The sequence below is a fragment of the Paraburkholderia jirisanensis genome, from assembly GCF_054782355.1.
On sequence record NZ_BAAGSQ010000026.1, the window covers coordinates 512,448 to 535,732 of the forward strand.

The following is a 23,285-nucleotide window of genomic DNA, read 5'->3' on the forward strand; positions in this document are numbered from 1 at the left end:
CTGGCATTAGCCATGGATACAGCCTTCAAAGCCGGCTCGTAAGGCCTCACGATCCAGATTTCGGCCGATCAGCACGTACCGGCTATAGCGCGCCTTCGCGTCGGTCCAAGGGTTTTGAAAGTCGCCCTCCATCAGCATGTGGACCGACTGGAATACGTACCGGCGCTCGTATCCCGAGATGTGAAAGATCCCCTTGCTGCGCAAGATATCAGTGCCCCGCACGGTCACCAGGTTCGCAAGCCATTCTTCCAGCCGGGGCAGATCCAGCGCCCTGTCCGTCGTTAACGCGACGCTATGGATGCCGCCGGCCTGAATGTGGTTATCGACATCGTGCGCTTGATTGTGATCGGCATGATCGCTACCGCAGTGTTCGTCATGCATGTGCCCATGGTCGTGGCCGCAATATTCATCGTGGACGTGCTCCGCAGCAGGCGCGTCCGCTATCGTGGGCAGGCCCTCAACGCGGGACAGGTCGAACGACCCGCGACCGATCACCGCATCAAGCTGGATCTGGCAACGCGATGTCCTGTAGATTCGCGCAAACGGGTTGAGCCCGCGAAGCGCAGTCTCGATACGAAGCAGCTGCTTTTTGTCTATCTGTTCGATCTTGTTGATAATCAGTTGATCCGCGAAGGCGATCTGTTCCACGGCTTCCCGACTATCGGCCAGTCGCTGATGGACGTGCACCGCATCCACCAGCGTGATAATCGAATCGAGTTTAAAGTGGGCCTGCAAATATGGATCGACCAGAAACGTCTGGATCACGGGGCCTGGGGCTGCCAAACCGGTAGTCTCGATAATGACCGCGTCAAAGGTCTGCGCCGTGGCCAGAAGCTTGTAAAGCACCTGGATCAGATCGGCCCGGACCGTACAACAGATGCATCCGTTGTTCATTTCAAACAACTCATCATCCGATGACACGAGCAGATCGTTATCGATACCGATCTCACCGAACTCGTTGACGATCACGGCGTACTTGTTGCCATGATCTTCCGACAGAATGCGGTTAAGCAGCGTTGTCTTACCCGTTCCCAGATAACCCGTGAGAACTGTTATCGGGATAGGTTTTTTCATTCTCATCTCTCCGCCGACCCCACAGCTCAGCCCGCCGTGGGGTCTGAAAAATAACTGCGTCAGGCCCCAGGGCCCCGATTCGCTTCGATTACATCCACGGCATGATCGACACGTGAATCGCATCCTCCGCGCCGCCCACGGCCTTGATCGCTGCGTCTGCGTCCTTCAGGGCAAAGCGATGCGTGGTGATCTTTTCGAGCGGAAAGCGCTTCGATGCCAGTTGCTTCAACGCGAGTTCGCAAGCCTTATACGAGTGGCCGCGAGCCGACTTGATCGTGATGGCCTTGACGGTCACCTTCGCAATCGGGAAGTTCGGGAAGTCGGCCATCTCACCTTGAATCAGCAGCGTGCCGCACTTGCGCTTCAGTGCTTCGATACCGAGCAGAATCGCCTTGGTGCCTGCGCCTGCCGTGCAGTCCAGCGCGACGTCGACACCGCGGTGGTCCGTCGCTGCCAGAATCTTTTCCAGCGGATCTTCCCTGGACACGTCGATCACGACGTCGGCGCCCAGTTCCTTCGCGATTGCGAGACGCTTCGAATCCTTCGCCGTACCGGTAACGATGATCATCGAAGCGCCAGCCTGCTTGCATGCAACAACTTGCGAAAGACCTTGCTGCCCCGGGCCCTGGATCAGCACCGATGTGTCATAGCCGACATTGCAATCGAACAGTGCCCATTCGATGCCATTTGCCATCGGCGTGACGACGCCTGCGAGTTCCGGATCCAGACCGTCCGGAACCTTATGAACGACTGCATTCGACGGCAGATAGATGTATTGCGATAGCCCGCCCAACAGCGGCGAGTGGTCATTGTCGATTGCCGTATAGCCGAGGCGGATGCCCTTCGGATTGAAACGCCAGTCGGTACCGATGCAGTGACGGTATTGGCCTGAGTGGCAGTGTTCGCACTTGCCGCACGACGTGTAGTGTTCCGGGAAAATGCGATCGCCGATCTTGAGGCCCGTACGCTTCAGAAACTCGGGACCTGCCTTCTCAAGAATTCCGATGTTTTCGTGACCCATCACGACCGGCGCACCCTTAAGTTGTTCCTTGTACATCTTGACGTCGGTGCCGCAGATGCCGGCAACTTCAACACGCATCAACGCGCAATCGTCCGCAACCTCCGGCATGTCGAATTCGCGCAATTCCAGTTCGCTCGGGCCGACCCGAACCTGTGCAACGACCTTGTCCACCATCTCAGATACTCCTTGGAAAAGGGCGACCCAGCCCATTCAGCCTGCTATCGGTCGCCTGTCTATTTTTTAATGAGGCTTCGATTGACTGGCTTATTGATGGCCCAGCCTCGAGCGAACGGTATTCACGGTATCGAAGTTGCGCGGTGCTGCTGCCATCAGAAACCGGTAGCCCTCGTCGATCACCCTTTGCGCGTTGTCCTTCGTAACATGAGGATGGCCAACGATCACGTTGTGTTCCTTGCACGCGGAAACGATTTGCGCCATCGCGGCCAACACTTCCGGGTGCTCAGTCTGGCGGGGAACGCCCAATTCCTGGCTCAGGTCGCCCTCTCCGATCAGTATTGCGCCGATCCCTGGGACGTTCTTCAGCATGTCCGGCAGGTTCGTGATCCCCGCCGTGTCTTCGATCTGCAGAACGACAAAGATTTCTCCATCGGCAGCCAGCGGCCATACGTCGGCTTTCGCGTAGTATTCCGCCATCGAAAGACCCCAGTAACGCGCAGCCTGCATCGGACCATCGCCGCGGATGCCTGCCGGTTCGTAGAGGGGCTTGTCCTTCAGACGTGCATAGCGGCACGCGGAAATCGCGTTGTAGGCCTCTTCGACCGTCGAGATGTGCGGGAACACAATGCCGTAGCAACCGATATCCAGCGCCTGTTTGGCCAGGAACTGATTCATCTCGCAGCCGTTAGCCGGAACACGGGCGAACGGGGTTACCGTAGGGGGGAGGCCGTTTTTGGCGATCTGGCTACGGTTCATCAGATATTGCAGGCTGTTGCGCAGACTCTTGATATCCCAGCCACGATGCTCGCCTTCGAAGACCACCGAATGGTAGGGCGACGCCTGCAGTTCGGTTGCGGTTTCGATTTCGCACGGCGCAAACAGGGAGAATGCGTGGCCCCCTGTCTCGAGGGCGCGGATGACACCATTAAGACGCGACATGTTCTAACCTTTTTTGTGGAACGGGTGTCCGGTGGGCCCCCGTCGTTGCTAGTGAGCTACGGCAGCCTGCGCCTGGGCTTCACGGGCTTTCAGCAACGCATCGAGGCGCGGGTAGACGCGGCGCGCATTGCCTTCGAAGATCTTGAACCGGGTCTCTTCGCTCAGGCCTTGAACCTGTTCGATATAACGGCGTGTATCGTCGAATGCGTGACCTGTTTCCGGGTCGATGCCGGGCACGGCCCCCAGCATTTCTGACGCAAACAGGATGTTGTCTTCCGGAACGACGCGGGTCAGCAGCTCGATCCCGGGCAGATGGTAGACACAGGTGTCGAAGAACACGTTCTGCATCACGTGCTCGACCAACTGGCGCTTTTGCATGGCGAGACTCATGCCGCGGTAACGCCCCCAGTGATACGGAACGGCACCGCCGCCGTGCGGGATCACGAAACGCAGCGTCGGGAAATCCTTGAACAGATTGCCCTGGATCAACTGCATGAATACAGCGGTATCGGCGTTGATGTAGTGGGCCCCCGTGTGATGGAAATTCGGATTGCAACACGAACTGACGTGGATCATGGCCGGCACGTCAAGCTCCACCAGCTTTTCGTAAACCGGGTACCAGTGGCGGTCGGTCATCGGGGGGCCGCTCCAGTTGCCGCCGCTCGGATCCGGGTTCAGGTTTACGCCCACGAAACCGAGTTCGTTTACTGCGCGCTCCAGCTCCGGGATGCAATTCGCGGGGCTGACACCCGGGCATTGCGGTAGTTGCGCGACACCAGCGAAGTTGTTCGGCAGCAGCGTCGCAATCCGGTGGATGAGATCGTTGGACAGGCGCGTCCATTCGTTCGAGGTTGCTTCGTTGCCGATGTGATGCGCCATCCCGGCGGCACGCGGGCTGAAGATCGTGAGATCGGAACCGCGTTCGCGTTGCAGTTTCAGTTGCGGCTGAACGCTGGCGATAATCTCGTCATTGCTGATGCCAAGGTCCGTGCCCTTGGGCTTGCGGGCCGGATCCAGCAACCCGGCTAGCTGCTTGTCGCGAAAGACATGCAGGGGCAGCGGTTCGGTCGTGTAATGGCAGTGGATATCGATAATCACAATAGGGGGCGCCGCATTTAAAATCGTTCGTAAGATTGTTCTCGACGTCGTTTTCAGGCCGGAATCAGGCCCTGCTTGTCGAGTGTGGACTTGAAGAACGCATCCAGACGCTCCGCCGTATTGGCCACCTGCTGATCGGCTGCGTTCACGGCCCAGTACTGCGAATTCGGAATGCACTCGTGCAGGTATACGGCGGCCGACGTCGCATGCGATGCATCTTGTCCAGGAATGATCAGCGTCGGGATGTCGAGCACCAGCAGGTCTTCCGGCTCGGCGCCCGGTGCAGTGTCGCGGTCGAACAGGTTTCGGCACATGCCGGTTGTGATTGCCCGGTACTTTGCAACGTCGAACGATGCGAATGCCTGCGCAAATGCGGGGTTCGTCTGGATCACGGATGCCCAGGGGCCACCCCTGGGATCCGCGCCGAACGGCTTGCCGGTCGAGCGCGCGAGTTCCACCACTGCGGCCATTCCGTTCTGGTTCACGAATGCCAGATGCTCGGAGAAGCGCTGATGACTGTTCATCCGGTAGCGGGCGCCACCGACAGGCCAGTACAGGACCTGGCCCAACACGCGTTCCGGATGCTGTGTCGCCAATGCGATGACGGGCGAAACACCCATGCAACCGCCCATCAGAAACGCTCGGTCAATGCCCAGGTGATCGAGGAGGCCGATACCCTGTGCAACCATGTGTTGCCAGGTGACGCGCTCGATACGGCCGCCCGACTGGCCGGTTTCGCGGCGGTCAAAGACGATGCACTTGAAGCGCTTGCTCAGATAGTCGAGAGGTTGGACCCGCGAATAGACGCCGAGCGTGGTCCATGTTTCGATCGTGGCATTGAAACCGCCCGGGCTGTACATAAGAAGCGCGGGGCCGTCGCCGATTACATCGTAACGCGTGGAAATTCCATCAACAGTAACGAAAGGCATGCTTTGCTCCCGGGGATCAGACTGCGGCTTTGGCTTTCGGGGTGCCCTTGATCTGCTTGCCGGCGCGAACGTCGGCGAACAGTTCGGTGAACGCGGCGAGCGTCGTACGAGCCACATTGGCGTACTGCTCCAGTTCGGCGTCGATATTGCCGGCACCGTAGCCGATGGCGGCATGGGCCATACGTACGCGACCATCGAGCCATGGGCCTCCGCCAAAACCGCCAATGACGGGGATATCGACGGCCTTGCACACGGCCTCACCGGCAACGGGGCCCGAGTTCGTGAAGTCGATCATCGAAGCGCCAGCGGCTTCCATGATCTTTGCGTCGCGAATCAACTGGGCAACCATTGCATCGGACACCAGCGCGCCGTTTGCATGCTGGTATTGAATGCCGTATTTCAGCGCCGTTTGCGGCGTGATGCCGAACTGGGCCATCACGGGGATGCCAGCCTTTACCAGCGCGGTGACGGCTTCCGGATAGTCTGCGGCGCCGTCCAGCTTGATCATGTCGACCGCGGCTTCCTTGACCAGACGGATACCGGCTTCTACCGTCGACTGGACGCCGCGTTGCAGCGAACCGAAAGGCATGTCGGCGCATACCAGTGCACACGTGGCGCCGCGACGAACTGCCTTGGATACGATCAACATTTCATCGAGGGTGATCTCGAGCGGGTTGGCGTGGCCCCAGACGTTGACGCCCACCGAGTCGCCGACGATCAGCATATCGACGCCCGCACGTTCGGCAATGCGCGCCATGTGCACATCCCAGGCCACCACGCCCATGATTTTCTGTCCGTCGCGCTTCATCTGGGCAAGCGCGGGGATCGTGACTTGTCTATCGTTAGTTTGCATGTCTGATTCGATTTTCGATTTCGATTCTGGATCTGTGGCTCAGGGCTTAACCCACGAGCGCCAGCGTACCGGCGGCAAAGATGTCCTCGAGTGCAACCTGGCGGCTCAGGATGCGTTGCTCCGACGCGATGCGAATAACGCTCTCGAGCGCCTGACGGTTGGGCTCGACACCATATGGCAGCGGATCGCCGCCAAGCGTGTCCATCACGCGGCCATAGAAGCTGTCACTGGGTTGGCGTTCTACGGCTGGCGTACGTTGCAGGCGTTCGAGCCACTGACGCTTCGAATTCACGAATGCGTTGAACAGCGTGGGAGCCAGATCCGGGTTCTGCTCAAGCAGTTCGTTGCGAACGACGACCGTATGGTTGATCGGGTAGTAGCCCGATTCACGCATCGCCGAAAAAGCCACGTTCTGTGCATCGGGGATCAGTGGAACCAGATTCGGGTTTTCGATCTTGAGGCCGACGGCCGCCGCTACGTCACCGGAGATCAGCAGATCTTCGACCGTTTGGCCCGGTTCCACCGGCACCACATTGGCCGGTGCCTTGTACTCCGCCACGTGCTCGTCGCCAGAAAGAACCCAGGTGACTTTCGAAAGATCGACACCGTATTGTTGGGCGAGCACCGCGCGGGCCCACACACCCGCGGTAACCGTATAGCCGCGATTGACACCGACCTTGCGGCCCTCCAGCTGGCGCGGGTGCTCGATGCCGAGATTGCGGTTCACCAGAATGCCGCCATGGTGGAACGCGCGCACGATGAAAACGGGAAGCGCCGTAAACGGTTTGCCGTATGCCCTGGCGCACAGATAGGTCGTCATGGCCATCTCACAGACATCGAACTCAGTACCGCGAACCATGCGCCGGAACGCCTTGATGATCGCCGGTACTTCTTCGAATTCCAGCGACCATGGGCCGGTGTCGACCTTGCCGGTTTTCAGGGCCTCGGTATGTCCAAGGGTCTGGACGCAAGTCTTTAGCGTTGCCATTCACCACGTCTCCTATCAATGGCCATTAGCAACAGCCATCAAAATAATCGTCAGGGACGATCAACGAGCGTCTTAGCCATTTCCATGGCACATCCTCGCCGTCGAATTCCGACATTGGCTTGAAGACCTTGAAGCGATGGCGACCCTCGTTGGTCCAGAACGCAACTACGGTTTCCAGCGGAGGACACCCGGGCGCCTGACACTCGATCTCCGAAACCATGATCACGATATCGGCCCCCAGTTCGAAGTTCGCGCGCACTACTTCACGAATGCGGTGCGCGTGGGACAACGACGAAGAATCGGGCTTGCCGATATTGCCTAGCATCTCAGGCCCCACGAATTGAATCGCGAATCGAAGTCGGGGTTCGTATGGTTCCTTTATATGGAACGATGTTCTGAATACAGAATCAACGATATCACCTAGGACTCGTAGCGTCAACGACGCGTGGAGCGCAAACAAGGGCGCGCCGACCTTGTGCCAACAGCCGGGCGTCGGAGCAGCGGTTACGCGACATACAGGCGTAGCCAGGTGCAGAGAGCTTGGCCCCGGTATTGGATTCGTTTGGGGAATCGTGGATTTCGCTCGTCACTACCTGAGAGCCCCGGTTCGGGGAAACAGCGTGAAGCGTTGCTGGTTCGGCGAGCAAGCTCGCGAAAGTCAGCGGAGGCGCTCATCAAGCATTGCAAATGATCCGCGTATCTCGATCAGATCCGCGCGATTGGGTCACAGGGTGTCGATGTCGTATTCGATCTGGTCGGCCGAAGACTTTCGAGCTTTGCGTCGACGCGGTGCGCGACGGCGGAGAGATCGTCAGGCGTGGTTCGGAACAGGCTGTTTTTGTGTTGCACGGACGAGTGGAATCTCGCCGCGTTTCTGGCAGCGCAAACGGATTTCGAAAGGAACAGCGTCGCGCGGTGGATGCTGCGAACGCTCAGGCTTGCAGAGGTTGAGACAAGGCGGGGCGCTTATCTACAACGGTCAGCGTATTTCAAAGTGTCAAGTCGTCGCACGATCGGACGCGGAGATCCGTCTGGTTCATTTCGTGCGAAATAATTTGTAAGGTACGGACAATATTCATTCAAGCGGAAGCTGGATTTTTGTTTCAGCTTCCGCCTCATTCGTCAGTTGCGCACGCACCGAAACCCGGCGTACACGTATTGATATCTTGGCTGAAACCAGTTGCGGAAGGTCGGTCGCAACATGCACTGTGCGGTGCGCGGCGAGCCACCCTTCATCACATAGTGCTGTCCATCGAAGAAGTTCGCGGAGTAACCGAGATAGAACGGAAACGGTTCGAATCCGGGCAGCGCCTCGAATAGCGAAGCCGTCCATTCCCAGCCATTGCCGAACAGCCCTTCGATACCGAACGCGCTGACATTGCCCGGATGCGCGTGTACGGGCGTAGGGTCCCAGCTGCGGAAATCGAAGTTGCCCGGCAGCGTATCGTCTTGCGACACACCGTGTGCCGCGCGTTGCCATTGTGCTTCAGTGGGCAGCGCCTTGCCGGCCCACTTCGCGTAAGCGCTCGCTTCCGCGTGGCTCACGTACACCGGCCAGGCGAGCGGCAACGGCACTTCTTCGAACATCGTGCGTAGCGTCCACGTACCGTCGCGCTGCGTCCAGCCAACCGGGTGCGCGACGTGTTCGGCTTCTTTCCACGCCCAGTCCTTGTCGTTCCAGTACGCGCGATTCCGATAGCCGTCCGCTTCGATGAACTGCAGAAAAGCGCCGTTCGTCACCATATGGCGGTCCATCTCGAATGCGTCCACGTCGACCTGCTGTGCGCCGAATTCGTTATCCCAGCCGAACTGGCCGTCTTCCCGTTTCATGCCGAGTACGACGCGTCCTGCGGGAATCTGCGCCATTGTTGCCTGCGCAACCGTGCTGGCATCCTTGCCGAACTCGCCCGTGCGTGCCGCGTATGGCGTCGTGCCGGCCGGTGCGGTTTTTTGCTCGAGCGGCAACTGATGCAGCATGTACGCGAGTGTTTCGGCGTGCATCAGCCGGTGCTCGATCGCGACTTGCAACAGTTGTTCGGCCGAGCCGGTGCGAATGCCGTCGCTGCCGAATTCGAGCGTGGCGAGTGCGTAGTCGATCTGTTCGCGCGCCTGCTGTGCGTAGTCGCGTACGACGCCTGGCGAAGGCCAGTCGGAAGGCTGATCGGTAGGGAATCCGCCATCGACCGGGTCGATGCCGAATGCGAACAACTGGTCGAGTTCCGCGCTGAACGCCGGCAGTTTGCACAGGCGCTCGTCAAACAGATTGCGGTCGAATGCTTCCAGATGGCCAAGGTAAAACACGATCCGGTGCCGTTCGCGGATCGGTCGTTCATACAGGTACTCGGTTTTGACGACGGTAAAGAGTTCGTCGGTAATCTCGCGAGCGTCTTTCAGACGCTGCACTAACGGGTGTTGCAGGCGGGGATCTCGGTTCATTTGGCCGGGTCTCCATGCGGGAAACGGGAGACCTAAGACTGTAACCTGTGACGGCATCCCTGTGAAGTCAACAAAGGGACGTAGCCTGCAGCCCATTCGTATATTGCGCGGCCCGGTTAAAGCTTTCGCAAGCCCTCGAGGTCGACGATACGGACGAACTTGCCGCGTGTGCCGATCAGCCCCAGCCGCTGAAACTTCGACAGCGTTCTGCTGACCGTTTCGAGCGTCATGCCCAGATAGCTGCCCATGTCTTCGCGCGTCATACGCAGATTGAATTCCGCCGACGAATAACCGCGCTGCGCATTGCGCTCCGATACGTCGAGCAGGAATGCTGCGACGCGCTCGTCCGCGTTCAGCGAGCCCAGCAGCATCATCTGGCTGGCTTCGCGGACGATCTGCTCGCCCATCAGCCGGTGCAGACGGTCCTGCATCGTATCGATTTCGCGGCACATATGCTTCAGTGCCGTGTACGGGACGATGCAAACGGAGCTGTCCTCCAGTGCAATTGCACTGCAAGTGTGCGCATCGCTGCTGATGCCGTCGAGGCCGAGCGCTTCCCCGGCAAGCCGCAGGCCGGTGACCTGTTCGCGGCCGTCGCGGTGCGCCATGGTGGTTTTTAGCGAGCCGGCGCGCACCGCGTACAGGTTTTCGAAGCGTGCGCCGGCACGGTATAGCGTCTCGCCCCGTGTCACTGTGCGCGCGGTGCAGATCAGTGCTTCGAGCTTGGGCAGCTCCTCGGCGCGCAAGCCTTGTGGCATGCACAGATGGCGCATCGCGCAAGTCGAACAACGTGCGCTGTGGCGGATGGGCGGCGCGCTGACGGTGTTGCCGCGCGCGCGGTGAACGACGATAGGCGTTGAGGCGGCAGGACCTGGCATGGCGGCGGGACAACGGAAAGTCTCGATAGCTCCATTGTCCCATTCGGTGTGCGCACAACTTCGCGTCAAAGTGACGCGCCTGCGGCCTGCTTGCTACGCTTGCGCGTCTTTGCCCACGTCTTTGGCTTCGGCTGCTCGGCTCGCTGCCGATGGGATCAGCAGCACCGGCAGCGTCGATTGGCGTACGCAGCGTTCGGCCACGCTGCCGAGAATCAGCCGCTGCATGCCGCGCCGGCCATGCGTGCCCATCACGATCAGGTCGGCTTTGAAATCGGCGGCGGCCTTCAGCAGCAGTTCCGGTACGTCGTCGGACGGAGTCGCTTCGCCCACCGTCACTTCTCCACTCACGTTGTGCTCGCGCATCGCCTGCATGAGTTCGGCCGTCAGATCCTTGCCTTGCTGAACGAACTGTTTCTGCAGAATCGACGGGTCGTATCCGGGTGCCTCGAAGTACATCGGCGTGTTCTCGATCACGTAATACGCGCGCAATGCCGCACCGAATGACTCGGCGAGATGCAGCGCGGCCCTGAAGGCGCCGCGGGAAGTCTGGCTACCGTCGACTGCTACGAGAATGCGTGTGTACATGATGGCTCCGCGCGGAAAGGGTCAACGGCGAGGGCGTTCCGCTGCAGCATGGAAGGAACGCATTCGCTGACTCATATGTTTGACAGCGATGACGGTGATGCGTACCCGAAAGCTTAATAGAAGTAGAGCGTCAGCGCGCTCGCCGACATGATGTCAATCAAACATTTAGCAAATTTCCCTGCGCCGGCGATGCGTCGGGCGATGCCGAGATTCATGCGATGCGCGGCTGCGGCTGGTGCATCGATGCGTCGCAACCGGTTAGTCACGGGCCAGTTGCCTTACAATTGCAGCCTACTCTGACAAGTCGCCTGCTGGCATGATGAACGAGCGCAAATCGACCGGGCTGCCGGACAAGATCTACGGCGATATCCTCAATCGGATTCTCGAAGGCGAGTACAAGGAGGGCGAGCGGCTGCCCACCGAACATGCACTGGCGGAGCGCTTCGACACCTCGCGTCCGACGGTGCGCGAGGCGCTCGCGCGTCTACGGGCCGACGGCATCATCGTGACGCGGCACGGCTCGGGCACCACGGTCGCACGCCGGCCCGACCCGGATGTGCGCCGCTTCGCACCGCTTGAATCTTTGTCCGATATCCGCCGCTGCTACGACTTTCGCATCGTCACCGAAGCAGGCGCGGCGGCGCTTGCCGCGCAGATGGCCGATGCCGACGATATCGCTGCGATCGAACAGGCGTGGCTCGAACTGGAGCGTGTCATCGAAACGCAAGGGCTTGGCGCGAAGGACGATTTCATCTTCCATTTCGCGGTTGCGCGGGCGTCGAAGAATCAGTTCTTCATCACGATGATGTCGTTCATCGAAGAGCAGATCGTGTTCAGCATGGATCTGTCGCGCAACCTGTCGCTGGTCAAAACGGTGGAGCGCCGTCGGCTCGTGCAGGCCGAGCACCGTGCGGTGCTTGACGCGATCCGGCTCGGCGATGCTGCAGCAGCGGAGCAGGCGATGCGGACGCATCTGCAGAATGCGCGCGACCGGATGTTCGGCTCATAACGCGCGTATCGGCGGTCAATTTTATGTGCGGCGTTGTATGCCGCGGCCTTTCAATCAGCTTGTGTTCTTTGCGCGCCTTGCGTGTGCCTTTCGAAGTGAATCCTTCCCGTCCTCTGCCTTTCCGCGACGCGTTGCTGGCCATGCTCGGCATCGGTCTGGTCAACATGCTTGTTGCGCTCGACCAGACCGTGGTCAGTACCGCCTTGCCGTCGATCGTCTCCGAATTACGCGGCTTCGAATATTACGCATGGATTGCGAGTGCCTATCTGCTTGCTTCCGTCGTGACCGTGCCGGTGTTCGGCCGTCTCGGTGACTACTTCGGCCGCAAGCGCTTCGTGATCGCCGCAGTGCTGGTGTTTACAGCCGCTTCGCTGTTGTGCGGCCTGGCGACGAGCATGCCGTTTCTGGTGTTTGCGCGGGCACTGCAGGGCGTGGGCGGCGGCATGATGGTGGGCACGGCGTTCGCGTCGATTCCCGATCTGTTTCCAGACCCGCATCAGCGGGTGCGCTGGCAGGTGGTGATGGCCGCCGCATACGGCATCGGCACGGCGGCCGGACCGTCGCTCGGCGGCTGGCTTAGCCAGCATTTCGGCTGGCGCTCGACGTTTCTGGTCAATCTGCCGGTCGGCGCGCTTGCGCTGTACTTTATCTGGGCACATCTGCCGCACTATCGGCGCGAGCGTGGCGGCGACGTGCGTATCGACTGGGCCGGCGCAGTGCTGGTTGCGCTGGTGCTGGGCGGTCTGCAGACCTTCATCGAGGCGGTGCCGAAGGACGGCCTGAACGGCGCCAATCTGCTGCTTGCAGTGCTGGTCGTGGCCGGCGCGGCGTTGCTGCTGGTCTGCGAGCGTCGCGCGACTCATCCGATCATCCCGCTCGACCTGTTCAAGGATGCGCATCTGGTCACGCTGTTTACGCTGTCCGTGTTGTCCGGTTTCGTGATGTTTTCGCTGATCTTTTTCGCGCCATTGCTGTTACAGGGCGGATTTGGCCTTTCGCCGCAACAGGCCGGCCTGCTGGCTACGCCGATCGCCGCGTGCATCGCGCTCGGCAGCTTCATCAATACGCGCATCGTGCTTCACATGTCGCGGCCTACGTCGATTCTGTCGATCGGCTTCGCATTGCTGGTTGCCGCTTCGCTGGGGATCGCGCTCGCGTCGCCGGCTACCCCGCATCTTTACCTCGAATTGTCGATGGCGGCGGTCGGTATCGGCCTGGGTTTCATCCTCAACAACCTGAACGTGTTCGGGCAAGAGATCGCCGGACGCGAGCGTCTGGGCATCACGACCGCGCTGCTGCAGTCGACGCGCATGGTCGGCGGCATGCTTGGCACCAGCGTGGTTGCGACGATCGTGAACCGCCGTTACGCGTCAGGTGTGGACGATTCGCTACACGTGCTCGGCGAAACGGTGGCGGCGCAGTGGCGTACGCAGCTTGCCGATCCGCGCATTCTCGTCGACGAGGGCTCGCGCAACGCGCTTTTGGTCCAATTGAAGCGCGCGGGGCTTGAGGGCCCCGCGCTGGTCGATGCAGCGCGACACGTGCTCGTGCAGTCGATCCATATCGGCGTACTGCTGACCGGCTGCGCGGCGCTTGCCGCGGCCTTGCTGGTGCGGAAGATCTCGCATATCACCTTCCATCGTAGCAAGTAGGCTCGGCGGCCGGCCTACTTGCCGCAGAGCCAGCCTCTCGCGCCGAAACACGAGCGTAATGAAGCCACTGGCGCGGCTTTCGTCTTCTCGTCAGGCCGCCGCGGCCATCGGTCCGAACAGCGCATTGCGCGTCTGTTCGCTGACCGCGATATCGAGCGCCACCGCCCGTTCGACGCCAATCTGCAACGGTGGGCCAAGCCGGGCGATCTCGATACCGGTTCTGCGCAGCAGGCGTTCGATAGGGGTGGTCGTTACGGTTACGTAACGCGTGATGCCCATGCGGTCCGCGAACGTAACGAGTTCCTGGATCGCCAGCATCGTGACGTCGGCGAAGCCGAACGTCTGTTCATTTTCAGGATCGGTCTCGATCGCGAAACGGCTCAGTTCCCAGATGTGCCGTCCGACCGGGGCGGCCTTGCCGTGCAACAGCTGTGGAAACGTATCTTTCAGCATGTTCGGGCCTTCGGTTGGCATCAGGCGCCAACAGCCGCGAATTTTCATCCCTGCGTCTTGGATCAGCATGTAATGCGGCCCAAGGGCGTCATAGCCGTCTACCTCCATCCCCGCGATGATCGGAATGTCCCAGCCCATTCGCCCGTGAAAAACCCGGGCGCGTAGCCGGTACATTTCGTGAATGTCTGAATCGTCGAATTCCCTGGTGCTGCCAACTCGAATCGCTGCGTGCATGGTCGTCTCTCCTCGCCCGGGCCTGTCCCGTACGCTGAAAAACTTATGCATTTTGGATACAAATTTGCACCTACCTACCTGGATAGGTGTTGGGTTGATGCCCTCCTCATCAAAATTGAGACAAGCAATAGCCAACCCGATGGGGACTCAACATGGAACTGCTCGAAAATCATTGGCAAGCGGCAGTACAAAACCGCGCTGCAGACGTTTCGTCCGCTGTCGATCGTGTTTTGATCATCGCTTACCGTAAGAAAAGAAAAGAAAGTCAGCGTCAATTCTGGGCCCGCTTCGGCGTCACGCAATCGCGTGGCAGCCGCTTCGAGTCCGGCGCGGAAATCCCCGCACCCGTTTCGATCCTGCTTGGGCTCTACTTCTCCAAGACCATCAGCGACGGCGACCTCGGCAAGGCTGGACGCCTGCTCGCCGGTGAAGCCAAAGAGCTGATCAACCTGGATCAATAAGTCCCAGTTGCGTTGCAATGACGGCGGCAGCACGCCGCGAGTTCACGCCGAATTTCGTGCGGATGTTCTTCAGGTGGAAGTTCACCACGGCTTCCGAACATCCGAGGATGTGCGAAATCTCCCACGTGGATTTGCCGCGCGCCGTCCATTGCAGGCATTCCCGCTCGCGCGGCGTCAGCTTGGGCAGCAGCCCTTGGGTGTGATGCTTCAGATACGGCTGGCTCGTGTCGATCACGAGGTCGCGCAGTAGCGCCAGATTCGGCAATACGACGTCAAGGTGCCGCCAGAATTCGCTGGTGGGGTTGCTGTCATTGACGAAGCACAGCATGCCGTTTTCCTGCTGCGGGCCGTGAATTGGCAGCGTGATACCGGCGCGCAGCCCATGGGCGCGCGCCTCTTCATACATTGTCTGTTGCTGCGGGTTCGTGTTGAACAACGCCGGCGACCATACCAGCGGCGACGATTTGGTCGTGCAGTGCGCGACCGTTGGGTCGATGTGCGCGAAACCATGTGCGTCATAGAACTGACGCCACGCCGGCGCATAGCTGCTGCGCACGAACGCGTCCTCCATCCGGATACCCGGACGGGGCAGGATGGCTACCAGCACGCGATTGAATCCCCAGCCTTCCGCAAGGCGGCCGAGCTCGCTGAACCAGGTCGTGTCGTCGACCGCGTTGAGCATCGGCGACATCTGCTCAAAAAATTGTAGCGACAAGGCAGTTCTCTCAGGTCATGACGGAGCCATGCCGCTGGCTATTGCCAGCGTGCGCCATGGCCCTCGTATTCTTCTGCATTAATTTAGCATCATTATTATTTCTTCACTGAAAAACTGTGCAGCGAAAACCAATTTGCGATTTGTTCATAAAAACATCGCCAATCTTTAGAAAATCTGCCAATAAGAGCATTTTCCCGTGATTTAAGGGTATTCGCGTTTCGCGAATACGGTAACTCTAACTGCAGAAAAATCTGCGGTCGGTAACGGAAGCGATTTCATTGCGTCGGGAAGCGCTGTCGGTTGCGTAGAAAGACCGCATCATCTGTAGGGAGAATGCAATCATGCTGTGTGGCTGTTAAGCAACTATGTGGCAGACGAGCAGCATTGAAACATACCGCCGCGGCGATGGCATCAGGGTTTTTGCCTGTATCGGCCGTGCGTTCGCTGGATGAAGTTGTTTGACAACATTGGAGCGCGAATGCTACTTTCGCGCTCGACATCGCCGCCTCGTCGCCAGCATCCATGAACGTTTCTCCCATCCAGCAGCAGGAATTCGCTGCCAGCGTGATGGCCGTACCGCCACTCGCGCGCCGCGCCGACTTCAGTCTCGATGTGGCGCAGAATCAAAAGCTGATTCGCCATATCGAAGCCGGCGGAGTACGCACGCTGCTTTACGCCGGCAATGCAAATCTGTACCACGTCGCAATCAGCGAATACCGCGATCTGCTCGATTTACTCGCCGCAAGCAGCGGCCCCGACACGCGGGTGATTCCGGCGATCGGTGCCGACTACGGCAAGATGGTCGACCAGGCTCGCATCCTCGCGCAGACTTCGTATCGCACTGCTATGGTGCTGCCGTTCAGCGGTTTCACCACGCCGCAGGGCGTCGAAGCCGGCCTGACGCACATTTCGCAGCTCGCTGGCATGCCGCTCACGTTGTATGTGAAGAGCGAAAACTACGTCGACGTCGAGACGCTCGCGCGCCTTGTCGATCAGGGTACGCTGATTGCGGTCAAGTACGCGATCGTGCGCGACAATCCTACGCAAGATCCGTACTTGCAGCGGCTGTTGCAGAGTGTGAGCTCCGCCCGGGTGATTTCGGGGATGGGCGAGCGCCCCGCGCTCGTGCATGTGCGTGATTTCGGTCTCGCTGCATGGACCACCGGCTCGGGCTGCATCGCGCCGCACGCGGTGACGGCGCTGTTCAACGCGGCCAAAGCGAATCGTGCCGACGAGGCACGGCGTCTCTACGACGCCTTCATGCCGCTCGAAACACTGCGCGACGCGATCTCACTGATCCGCGTGCTGCACGACGCGGTGACGATGTCGAAGCTCGCGGACATGGGCCCGCTTCTACCGCTGCTGAGTTCGACTCCGGTCGAACATCATGCGAAGATCGATGCTGCGACGCAGGCCCTGCTCGCATTCGAGCGCCAGCTCGCGGACACTGCCGCGAGCCGTTGAAGGCGCATACCCACTATGTGAATTTTTTGGCCGCGCGTGCGCGTAAACACGCCAACGAACGCGAACAACAATCGCGCGGCCTACGAGAGGAGTTGCAACATGCAGATTACCGGAGACATGCTGATCGGCGGGTCCGCGGTGCGCGGCACTAAAGGCACGCTGCGCGCGTTCGACCCGGCCCGCAACATGGAGATCGAGCCTGAGTTCGGCGGTGGCGGTACGGTCGAGGTCGACCGTGCGTGCGAACTGGCAGCGCTGGCGTTCGATCCGTATCGTCAGGCGCCGCTTGAAACGCGTGCGCGTTTTCTCGAAGCTATCGCGGACAACATCATGGCACTCGGCGACGCGCTGATCGAACGCGCGCAAGCCGAATCGGCGCTGCCGAAGGCGCGCCTCGAAGGCGAACGGGGGCGCACGGTGGGTCAGCTGCGACTGTTCGCCGCGCTCGCGCGTGAAGGCCGCTGGCTCACCGCAACGCTGGATTCCGCGCTGCCCGAGCGCAAGCCGCTGCCGCGCTCGGATCTGCGCCTGCAGAAGATTCCGGTGGGTCCGGTGGCCGTGTTCGGCGCGAGCAACTTCCCGCTGGCCTTCTCCGTGGCGGGCGGCGACACCGCATCGGCGCTGGCAGCCGGTTGCCCGGTCGTCGTGAAGGCACATCCGGCACACCTGGGCACGTCGGAGCTGGTTGGCCGCGCGATCCAGAAAGCCGTGGCCGACAACGGTTTGCCGGAAGGCGTGTTCTCGCTGATGGTCGGCGCAGGCAACGAGATTGGCGAGGCGCTGGTTGCGCATCGGGCGATCAAGTCGGTTGGTTTCACCGGTTCGCGGCGTGGTGGCCTGGCGCTAGTGAACATCGCGTCAAAGCGTCGCGAGCCGATTCCGGTGTTCGCGGAGATGAGCAGCATCAATCCGTTTTTCGTGCTGCCGGGCGCGCTGGCAAAGCGCGCCGAGGCGCTTGCCAACGGCTTCATCGATTCGGTAACGCTCGGCGTCGGCCAGTTCTGTACCAACCCGGGCCTCGTGCTGCTGCTCGATGGGCCGAACAAGCAGACGTTCATCGACGCCGCTGCCAAAGCGCTGGCACAAAAGGGCGCGCAGACGATGCTGACGGCCGGCATCGCGAATGCGTACAAGGATGGCGTCTTGCAGCGTAACGAACTGAACGGTGTGCAAAGCATTGCGCGAGGCCAGCAATCGGACGCGTCATGCGCGGCGTTGCCGGCGCTATTCCAGACCACGGCGATGCAATTCCTCGCCACTGCGCAACTCGAGGAAGAAATCTTCGGGCCGACATCGCTGATCGTCACTTGCGCGGACATCGCGGAAATGGTGAAGGTGGCCGAGCATCTCGAAGGTCAGCTGACTGCGACGCTGCAGCTCGAAGCCGACGACTACGAACTCGCCCGCGAACTGCTGCCGACGCTCGAACGCAAGGCCGGCCGCATTCTGGCGAACGGTTTCCCGACCGGTGTCGAAGTGTCGCACGCGATGGTGCACGGCGGCCCGTTCCCTGCCACCTCCGATGCGCGTGCAACCTCGGTTGGCGCAACGGCAATCGACCGTTTCCTGCGGCCGGTCTGCTATCAGGATCTGCCGGCCGAACTGCTGCCGCAAGCACTGCAGGACGATAATCCGCTTGCGCTCTGGCGCCTGCGCGACGGCAAGCCCGTGCAGGGCTGATGCCGCGCACTGTCGCTGCCGCTACCGCCGTGCGTTCATAGCGCCCGCGCGGTGGCGCAGCGATTGTTGTTGCCGCTGCCCGTGCAGCAAAACAAGAGTCCTCTGCAAACTGCCGGGCAGCGCGCTGCCCGGCCTTCTCTGCGCGACACGCGACACGCGACACGCGACACTCGACCCGCCATGACCGACCCCAACCGCCGCTATCCCGATCCGGCCGTTCGTATTCTCGATCCACGTTTCACTGCGCTACGCCTTGCAATGGCCTCGGTCGAATGCCTCTACCAAGGCACGCGCTGGTCCGAAGGTCCGGTCTGGTTTGGCGACGGACGCTACCTGCTGTGGAGCGACATCCCAAACAACCGCATGCTGCGCTGGGATGAAGAAACCGGCGCGGTGACGCCATTTCGCCGTCCTTCAAACAACGCAAACGGCAATACACGCGACCGCGAAGGCCGTCTCGTGACCTGCGAGCATCTGACGCGCCGCGTCACGCGCACCGAGTACGATGGCACGATCACGGTGCTGGCCGAGCGCTACCAGGGCAAGCGCCTGAATTCGCCGAACGACGTGGTCGTGAAATCCGATCACTCGATCTGGTTTACCGATCCGAGCTTCGGCATCGCCGGCTTCTACGAAGGCGAACAACAGGAAGCGGAACTGCCGCAATGCGTGTACCGGATCGATGCGCACACCGGTGAAGTAACGATGGTGGCCGACGACGTGATCGGCCCGAACGGTCTCGCGTTCTCGCCGGACGAAAAGCTGCTGTACATCGTCGAATCGCGCGGTGAGCCGCGCAAGATTCGCGTCTTCGACGTCGTGCAGCAGGGCCGCGCACTGGCGAACAATCGCGTGCTGATCGATGCAGGCCCGGGTGGCACGCCGGATGGATTTCGCGTCGATGTGCAGGGCAATCTGTGGTGTGGCTGGGGCATGGGCAACGATGAACTCGACGGTGTACGCGTGTTTTCGCCGCAAGGCGAGCCGCTCGGGCATATCGCATTGCCGGAGCGCTGCGCGAATGTCTGCTTCGGCGGCCGGCATCGCAATCGGCTCTTTATGGCGGCGAGCCACGGGCTGTACGCGTTGTATGTGAATACTCAGGGTGTCAAAGGCGGTTGAGCCTGCGCAAAAACGGCATACACGCGCCGTCGCTGAGCTTGGTCCATTGAACAGATCGATGCAGGAGCGAGTGTGGCAAACAGAAAGACCCCTGAAGAGTTGCGCAGCCATCGCTGGTACGGCGTCAACGATATGCGCTCGTTCGGCCATCGCTCGCGTACCGCGCAAATGGGCTTTAGCCGCGAGGAATACGCAGGCAAACCGGTCATCGCGATCCTCAACACGTGGAGCGAGATGAACCCATGCCACACACACTTCAAGCAGCGCGTCGAAGAAGTGAAGCGTGGCATCTGGCAAGCGGGCGGCTTTCCGATCGAATTGCCGGTGCAGACACTATCCGAGCCGTTCCAGAAGCCAACCACGATGCTCTATCGCAACTTTCTCGCGATGGAAGCCGAAGAGACGCTGCGCTCGTATCCCGCCGACGGTGTGGTGCTGATGGGCGGCTGTGACAAAACCACGCCGGCACTGCTGATGGGCGCGATCTCGATGGACCTGCCGGCGATCTTCCTGCCGGCCGGCCCGATGCTGCGCGGTAACTGGAACGGCACGACGCTCGGCTCGGGTTCGGATACCTGGAAGTACTGGGCAGACCTGCGTGCGGGCAAGATCACCGAAGCGGACTGGCAAGGCGTCGAAGGCGGCATCGCACGTTCGCCCGGCCACTGCATGACGATGGGCACCGCATCGACGATGACAAGCGCCGCCGAAGCACTTGGCTTCACGCTGCCTGGTTTCGCATCGATTCCCGCGGCCGATTCGCGGCACGCGCAGATGGCCGCGAAAACCGGCATGCGGATCGTCGAGATGGTGTGGGAAGACCTGAAGCCCTCCGACATTCTGACTGCACAGTCGATCGACAATGCTGTGACCACGTGTCTTGCGCTGTCAGGTTCGACGAATGCAATCGTCCATATGATCGCGCTTGCACGCCGCGCAGGTATCGGGTTGACCCTTGAGCGCTACGACGCGCTATCGCGCCGCACGCCGGTACTGGCGAACATTCGTCCGACCGGCAGTTACCTGATGGAAGACTTTTATTACGCAGGCGGTTTGCCCGCGCTGCTTGCCGAACTGGGCGACCTGATCGATCGCTCGCAGCGCACGGTAAACGGCCATACGCTCGGCGAGAATCTCGAAGGCGTGCGCATCTTCAACGAAGACGTGATTCGCCGCCGCGCAACGCCGCTGCTGCCGGACAATGGCCTTGCAGTACTACGCGGCAACATCGCACCGAACGGCGCGGTGATCAAACCCGGCGCCGCCGAAGCGAAGCTGCTGGTACATACGGGCCGCGCCGTGGTGTTCCGCGACTACAACGACATGGCGGCGCGCATCGACGACGATGCGCTAGATATCGACGAAACCTGCGTAATCGTGCTGCAGCATGCTGGGCCTGTCGGCGCGCCCGGCATGCCGGAGTGGGGCCAACTGCCGATTCCTCGCAAGCTGCTGATGCGCGGCGTGCGCGACATGGTGCGCATTTCCGATGCGCGCATGAGCGGCACCAGCTACGGCGCATGTGTACTGCACGTCGCGCCTGAATCGTTCATCGGTGGTCCGTTTGCGCTGCTGCGCGACGGCGACATGATCGAACTCGACGTGCCGCAGCGCAAACTGAACGTACTGATATCGGATGACGAACTGGCGCAGCGCAAGGCGCAATGGGTCGCGCCGCCGCCACGCTTTGCGCGCGGCTACGGCGCGATGTACCAGGTGCACGTGATGCAGGCCGACAAAGGTTGCGATTTCGATTTCCTGCAGCGCGACGGTGCGGCGACCAACGGCGAACCGGAGATTCACTGAGCACGCAGCTCAATACCCGACGCGATAAACCCGCCCCGTTTGCGCACCTTCGACACTACGCAAATACGCATGAGCTGTGCGCTGTGCGCTGACCGGCTCGAAACCGCGAAAATACGGCGCGTAACTATCCATCGCTTCAGTGAGCACCGTCGGGCTGACGATGTTGATACGAATGCCGCGCGGCATTTCGATGGCGGCACCACGCACGAAACCTTCCAGCGCGAGATTGACCGTCGTTGCGCTGACGCCTTCGCGAATCGGTTCATCGGCGAGGATGCCGCTCGTCAGCGTGAACGAGCCGCCGTCGTTGATATGCGGCAGCGCTGCGAACACGACGTTCACCTGGCCCATCAGCTTGTCGTCGAGCCCCTTGCGGAACTGAGCGACGTTCATCTGCGACAGCGGCCCGAAGAAGACCTTGCCGGTTGCCGTGACGACACCGTCCACTTTGCCGATCTGGTTAAACAACCGTTCGACATCCGCAGCATCGTTGCTGTCGACTCGCAGCGCACCGCGTGTGGCGCCGACTTCGATCACTTCATGGCGCGCTTTCAGTTCATGCACGACGGCTTGACCGAGCGTGCCGGTTGCGCCGATCACCACAATTTTTTTCATGGCTGTTTTCTCCGCTGACGTGGAACCGTTCCACAGATTGTCACAGCCACTTCAGCGAAGTACAAGTGCAAGCACAAGCACACCACGCGACCGATCATCCAATACGCTGCAACTCGATGATGTGGGTCGGCCTGCGGTCATTGATCGCGAAGTGCGCGCGTCCGCCATATTGCTGATTCGCGCGTACCCGCTCGCGATCGGTGGTGAAAGAGCCATCCGATTGCGGCTCGGCCATGCCTTTCTCAACCACGGTATAGCCTGGCGTGAGCGCGAGCAGCAAGCTACCGCCGCCGGCACGGCTATCGAAGCCGGCGAGGCCATCGCGTGCTTCTGGCAAGCTGTTGTCGTGCGTTGCATTGCTGGTGGTCACTTCGTCGGGACCGATCGCACCATGACCGGCAAGGCGCGCGGCTTCGCGATTCTTGCCGTCGGTGTCGACCGTGCTGTCGTGCGTGCGGTCGTTGTGCATTTCGGCGCTGAGGCCGGCGGACCGTTGGGTCGGTGCGGGGTTCATCCTGGTGGACATCATGAGCATTACCTCCTTACGAATCGGCTTCACGAACAGTTCAGCAAGACCCGTTCCGGCAGGTACTCACGATACAAAAATCCGCTTGGTGCGCGAGCTAACCACGTCCGCCATTTTTTTGCGTTTTTTAATGGACGAGGATTTTCTACAGAGTATGATCCTTCTTCGACCCAGTGTTGGCGGTTAGTAATATTCCTAACGTTCGGGGCGACACAATAACGATATTGGCCAATGCGCTAGTGCGGTAATGCACCTTTTCGAACCGTCATATGAGGCAGTCGGGAGCTGATGACTCATGCATGTCGATGCTGCATTCACTCATCGTGGCTATTTATTGAATTGCTCGCCGGCACGCGCGGGCGACGGAAGCTGGCAACCGTATGTTGTCGTCTCGCGTTCAAGCGACGGCGAACTGGTTGCCAACCGTTTCTTTCCCACTGAACTCCGCTTTACCGACGAAGCCGCTGCAATCGCGCACGCACGCGATTGGGCCGTGCGCTGGATCGACGCGAGCAGCATGACGATCTGAGGCAGCGCCGACGTGCGCGCCATGCCTGTGCACGGTGCCGC

General features: G+C 60.6%; 24 protein-coding genes. 8 read left to right on the forward strand and 16 right to left on the reverse strand.

Annotated features, from left to right (window positions below):
* Nucleotides 1-6: 6 nt before the first annotated feature.
* The 12 genes from ACYVNQ_RS18635 to ACYVNQ_RS18690 form a co-directional block, all read right to left on the reverse strand.
* Entirely contained in the window at nucleotides 7-1,074 is a 1,068-nt protein-coding gene (locus ACYVNQ_RS18635) for a CobW family GTP-binding protein (RefSeq protein ID WP_460904038.1), read from the reverse strand.
* 88 nt (nucleotides 1,075-1,162) lie between these two features.
* The gene (locus tag ACYVNQ_RS18640; RefSeq protein WP_460904039.1) at nucleotides 1,163-2,269 is read right to left on the reverse strand and encodes a zinc-dependent alcohol dehydrogenase; all 1,107 of its coding nucleotides are present in this window, start codon (nucleotides 2,267-2,269) and stop codon (nucleotides 1,163-1,165) included.
* Between the two features lie 90 nt (nucleotides 2,270-2,359).
* Nucleotides 2,360-3,211 carry an HpcH/HpaI aldolase family protein gene (locus tag ACYVNQ_RS18645; protein WP_460904040.1) on the reverse strand — a complete coding sequence of 284 codons (852 nt, stop codon included), beginning with the start codon at nucleotides 3,209-3,211 and terminating at the stop codon, nucleotides 2,360-2,362.
* 48 nt (nucleotides 3,212-3,259) lie between these two features.
* On the reverse strand, nucleotides 3,260-4,309 hold the full coding sequence (locus tag ACYVNQ_RS18650) for an amidohydrolase family protein (protein WP_460904956.1): 1,050 nt from the start codon (nucleotides 4,307-4,309) through the stop codon (nucleotides 3,260-3,262).
* 53 nt (nucleotides 4,310-4,362) lie between these two features.
* Entirely contained in the window at nucleotides 4,363-5,238 is an 876-nt protein-coding gene (locus tag ACYVNQ_RS18655) for an alpha/beta fold hydrolase (protein WP_460904041.1), read from the reverse strand.
* Nucleotides 5,239-5,254: 16 nt separating this feature from the next.
* Nucleotides 5,255-6,091, reverse strand: coding sequence for a 3-methyl-2-oxobutanoate hydroxymethyltransferase (locus ACYVNQ_RS18660; protein ID WP_460904042.1), 837 nt, complete (start codon nucleotides 6,089-6,091; stop codon nucleotides 5,255-5,257).
* Nucleotides 6,092-6,137: 46 nt separating this feature from the next.
* A complete protein-coding gene (locus tag ACYVNQ_RS18665; RefSeq protein ID WP_460904043.1) occupies nucleotides 6,138-7,079 on the reverse strand; it encodes an ABC transporter substrate-binding protein in 942 nt (313 codons plus the stop codon).
* 25 nt (nucleotides 7,080-7,104) lie between these two features.
* Nucleotides 7,105-7,404 carry a hypothetical protein gene (locus tag ACYVNQ_RS18670; RefSeq protein WP_460904044.1) on the reverse strand — a complete coding sequence of 100 codons (300 nt, stop codon included), beginning with the start codon at nucleotides 7,402-7,404 and terminating at the stop codon, nucleotides 7,105-7,107.
* 797 nt (nucleotides 7,405-8,201) lie between these two features.
* A complete protein-coding gene (locus tag ACYVNQ_RS18675) occupies nucleotides 8,202-9,515 on the reverse strand; it encodes an SUMF1/EgtB/PvdO family nonheme iron enzyme (RefSeq protein WP_460904045.1) in 1,314 nt (437 codons plus the stop codon).
* 116 nt (nucleotides 9,516-9,631) lie between these two features.
* Nucleotides 9,632-10,288 carry a helix-turn-helix domain-containing protein gene (locus tag ACYVNQ_RS18680; RefSeq protein WP_460904046.1) on the reverse strand — a complete coding sequence of 219 codons (657 nt, stop codon included), beginning with the start codon at nucleotides 10,286-10,288 and terminating at the stop codon, nucleotides 9,632-9,634.
* A 198-nt stretch (nucleotides 10,289-10,486) separates the two neighbouring features.
* Nucleotides 10,487-10,978 (reverse strand): universal stress protein, encoded by a 492-nt coding sequence (locus tag ACYVNQ_RS18685; RefSeq protein ID WP_460904047.1) that lies wholly within the window; start codon nucleotides 10,976-10,978, stop codon nucleotides 10,487-10,489.
* Nucleotides 10,979-11,091: 113 nt separating this feature from the next.
* Complete coding sequence (locus ACYVNQ_RS18690; RefSeq protein WP_460904048.1) at nucleotides 11,092-11,244, reverse strand: hypothetical protein; 153 nt, start codon at nucleotides 11,242-11,244, stop codon at nucleotides 11,092-11,094.
* A 53-nt stretch (nucleotides 11,245-11,297) separates the two neighbouring features.
* Here ACYVNQ_RS18690 and ACYVNQ_RS18695 point away from each other — a divergent pair, with 53 nt between their 5' ends.
* Nucleotides 11,298-11,987, forward strand: a complete 690-nt coding sequence (locus tag ACYVNQ_RS18695) for a FadR/GntR family transcriptional regulator (protein WP_460904049.1) — start codon at nucleotides 11,298-11,300, stop codon at nucleotides 11,985-11,987.
* Between the two features lie 140 nt (nucleotides 11,988-12,127).
* Nucleotides 12,128-13,639, forward strand: a complete 1,512-nt coding sequence (locus ACYVNQ_RS18700) for an MFS transporter (protein ID WP_460904957.1) — start codon at nucleotides 12,128-12,130, stop codon at nucleotides 13,637-13,639.
* A 90-nt stretch (nucleotides 13,640-13,729) separates the two neighbouring features.
* On the opposite strand, the gene ACYVNQ_RS18705 is transcribed toward ACYVNQ_RS18700, so the two are convergent.
* Nucleotides 13,730-14,326, reverse strand: a complete 597-nt coding sequence (locus ACYVNQ_RS18705) for an acyl-homoserine-lactone synthase (protein WP_460904050.1) — start codon at nucleotides 14,324-14,326, stop codon at nucleotides 13,730-13,732.
* A 152-nt stretch (nucleotides 14,327-14,478) separates the two neighbouring features.
* On the opposite strand from ACYVNQ_RS18705, the gene ACYVNQ_RS18710 reads away from it, so the two are divergent.
* A complete protein-coding gene (locus ACYVNQ_RS18710; RefSeq protein ID WP_460904051.1) occupies nucleotides 14,479-14,787 on the forward strand; it encodes a helix-turn-helix domain-containing protein in 309 nt (102 codons plus the stop codon).
* Here ACYVNQ_RS18710 and ACYVNQ_RS18715 read toward each other — a convergent pair.
* Complete coding sequence (locus tag ACYVNQ_RS18715; protein ID WP_460904958.1) at nucleotides 14,771-15,478, reverse strand: helix-turn-helix transcriptional regulator; 708 nt, start codon at nucleotides 15,476-15,478, stop codon at nucleotides 14,771-14,773. The genes ACYVNQ_RS18710 and ACYVNQ_RS18715 overlap by 17 nt on opposite strands.
* A gap of 546 nt (nucleotides 15,479-16,024) precedes the next feature.
* Here ACYVNQ_RS18715 and ACYVNQ_RS18720 point away from each other — a divergent pair.
* From ACYVNQ_RS18720 to araD, 4 genes are all read left to right on the forward strand, one after another.
* Complete coding sequence (locus ACYVNQ_RS18720) at nucleotides 16,025-16,966, forward strand: dihydrodipicolinate synthase family protein (RefSeq protein ID WP_460904052.1); 942 nt, start codon at nucleotides 16,025-16,027, stop codon at nucleotides 16,964-16,966.
* Between the two features lie 99 nt (nucleotides 16,967-17,065).
* A complete protein-coding gene (locus ACYVNQ_RS18725; protein WP_460904053.1) occupies nucleotides 17,066-18,646 on the forward strand; it encodes an aldehyde dehydrogenase (NADP(+)) in 1,581 nt (526 codons plus the stop codon).
* Nucleotides 18,647-18,826: 180 nt separating this feature from the next.
* Complete coding sequence (locus ACYVNQ_RS18730; protein ID WP_460904054.1) at nucleotides 18,827-19,768, forward strand: SMP-30/gluconolactonase/LRE family protein; 942 nt, start codon at nucleotides 18,827-18,829, stop codon at nucleotides 19,766-19,768.
* A gap of 72 nt (nucleotides 19,769-19,840) precedes the next feature.
* Nucleotides 19,841-21,574 (forward strand): L-arabinonate dehydratase, encoded by a 1,734-nt coding sequence (araD, locus tag ACYVNQ_RS18735; RefSeq protein ID WP_460904055.1) that lies wholly within the window; start codon nucleotides 19,841-19,843, stop codon nucleotides 21,572-21,574.
* 9 nt (nucleotides 21,575-21,583) lie between these two features.
* Here araD and ACYVNQ_RS18740 read toward each other — a convergent pair whose 3' ends face one another.
* Nucleotides 21,584-22,189, reverse strand: coding sequence for a short chain dehydrogenase (locus ACYVNQ_RS18740; protein WP_460904056.1), 606 nt, complete (start codon nucleotides 22,187-22,189; stop codon nucleotides 21,584-21,586).
* 94 nt (nucleotides 22,190-22,283) lie between these two features.
* Nucleotides 22,284-22,718, reverse strand: a complete 435-nt coding sequence (locus ACYVNQ_RS18745; protein ID WP_460904057.1) for a DUF3005 domain-containing protein — start codon at nucleotides 22,716-22,718, stop codon at nucleotides 22,284-22,286.
* A 292-nt stretch (nucleotides 22,719-23,010) separates the two neighbouring features.
* Between ACYVNQ_RS18745 and ACYVNQ_RS18750 the strand changes: the two genes are divergently transcribed.
* Nucleotides 23,011-23,244, forward strand: a complete 234-nt coding sequence (locus tag ACYVNQ_RS18750; protein ID WP_460904058.1) for a hypothetical protein — start codon at nucleotides 23,011-23,013, stop codon at nucleotides 23,242-23,244.
* Nucleotides 23,245-23,285 lie beyond the last annotated feature (41 nt).

What these genes read in the sequence shown, in the direction of transcription:
- ACYVNQ_RS18700 (WP_460904957.1), top strand. Translation starts at nt 12,128, where the DNA reads ATGCTCGGCATCGGTCTGGTCAACATGCTTGTTGCGCTCGACCAGACC.
- ACYVNQ_RS18705 (WP_460904050.1), bottom strand. Translation starts at nt 14,326, where the DNA reads ATGCACGCAGCGATTCGAGTTGGCAGCACCAGGGAATTCGACGATTCA.
- ACYVNQ_RS18680 (WP_460904046.1), bottom strand. Translation starts at nt 10,288, where the DNA reads ATGCGCCATCTGTGCATGCCACAAGGCTTGCGCGCCGAGGAGCTGCCC.
- ACYVNQ_RS18645 (WP_460904040.1), bottom strand. Translation starts at nt 3,211, where the DNA reads ATGTCGCGTCTTAATGGTGTCATCCGCGCCCTCGAGACAGGGGGCCAC.
- ACYVNQ_RS18715 (WP_460904958.1), bottom strand. Translation starts at nt 15,478, where the DNA reads ATGTCGCCGATGCTCAACGCGGTCGACGACACGACCTGGTTCAGCGAG.
- ACYVNQ_RS18710 (WP_460904051.1), top strand. Translation starts at nt 14,479, where the DNA reads ATGGAACTGCTCGAAAATCATTGGCAAGCGGCAGTACAAAACCGCGCT.
- ACYVNQ_RS18635 (WP_460904038.1), bottom strand. Translation starts at nt 1,074, where the DNA reads ATGAAAAAACCTATCCCGATAACAGTTCTCACGGGTTATCTGGGAACG.
- ACYVNQ_RS18725 (WP_460904053.1), top strand. Translation starts at nt 17,066, where the DNA reads ATGCAGATTACCGGAGACATGCTGATCGGCGGGTCCGCGGTGCGCGGC.
- ACYVNQ_RS18720 (WP_460904052.1), top strand. Translation starts at nt 16,025, where the DNA reads ATGAACGTTTCTCCCATCCAGCAGCAGGAATTCGCTGCCAGCGTGATG.
- ACYVNQ_RS18675 (WP_460904045.1), bottom strand. Translation starts at nt 9,515, where the DNA reads ATGAACCGAGATCCCCGCCTGCAACACCCGTTAGTGCAGCGTCTGAAA.
- ACYVNQ_RS18750 (WP_460904058.1), top strand. Translation starts at nt 23,011, where the DNA reads ATGCATGTCGATGCTGCATTCACTCATCGTGGCTATTTATTGAATTGC.
- ACYVNQ_RS18670 (WP_460904044.1), bottom strand. Translation starts at nt 7,404, where the DNA reads ATGCTAGGCAATATCGGCAAGCCCGATTCTTCGTCGTTGTCCCACGCG.
- ACYVNQ_RS18660 (WP_460904042.1), bottom strand. Translation starts at nt 6,091, where the DNA reads ATGCAAACTAACGATAGACAAGTCACGATCCCCGCGCTTGCCCAGATG.
- ACYVNQ_RS18655 (WP_460904041.1), bottom strand. Translation starts at nt 5,238, where the DNA reads ATGCCTTTCGTTACTGTTGATGGAATTTCCACGCGTTACGATGTAATC.
- ACYVNQ_RS18695 (WP_460904049.1), top strand. Translation starts at nt 11,298, where the DNA reads ATGAACGAGCGCAAATCGACCGGGCTGCCGGACAAGATCTACGGCGAT.
- ACYVNQ_RS18740 (WP_460904056.1), bottom strand. Translation starts at nt 22,189, where the DNA reads ATGAAAAAAATTGTGGTGATCGGCGCAACCGGCACGCTCGGTCAAGCC.
- ACYVNQ_RS18730 (WP_460904054.1), top strand. Translation starts at nt 18,827, where the DNA reads ATGACCGACCCCAACCGCCGCTATCCCGATCCGGCCGTTCGTATTCTC.
- ACYVNQ_RS18685 (WP_460904047.1), bottom strand. Translation starts at nt 10,978, where the DNA reads ATGTACACACGCATTCTCGTAGCAGTCGACGGTAGCCAGACTTCCCGC.
- ACYVNQ_RS18745 (WP_460904057.1), bottom strand. Translation starts at nt 22,718, where the DNA reads ATGATGTCCACCAGGATGAACCCCGCACCGACCCAACGGTCCGCCGGC.
- ACYVNQ_RS18665 (WP_460904043.1), bottom strand. Translation starts at nt 7,079, where the DNA reads ATGGCAACGCTAAAGACTTGCGTCCAGACCCTTGGACATACCGAGGCC.
- ACYVNQ_RS18640 (WP_460904039.1), bottom strand. Translation starts at nt 2,269, where the DNA reads ATGGTGGACAAGGTCGTTGCACAGGTTCGGGTCGGCCCGAGCGAACTG.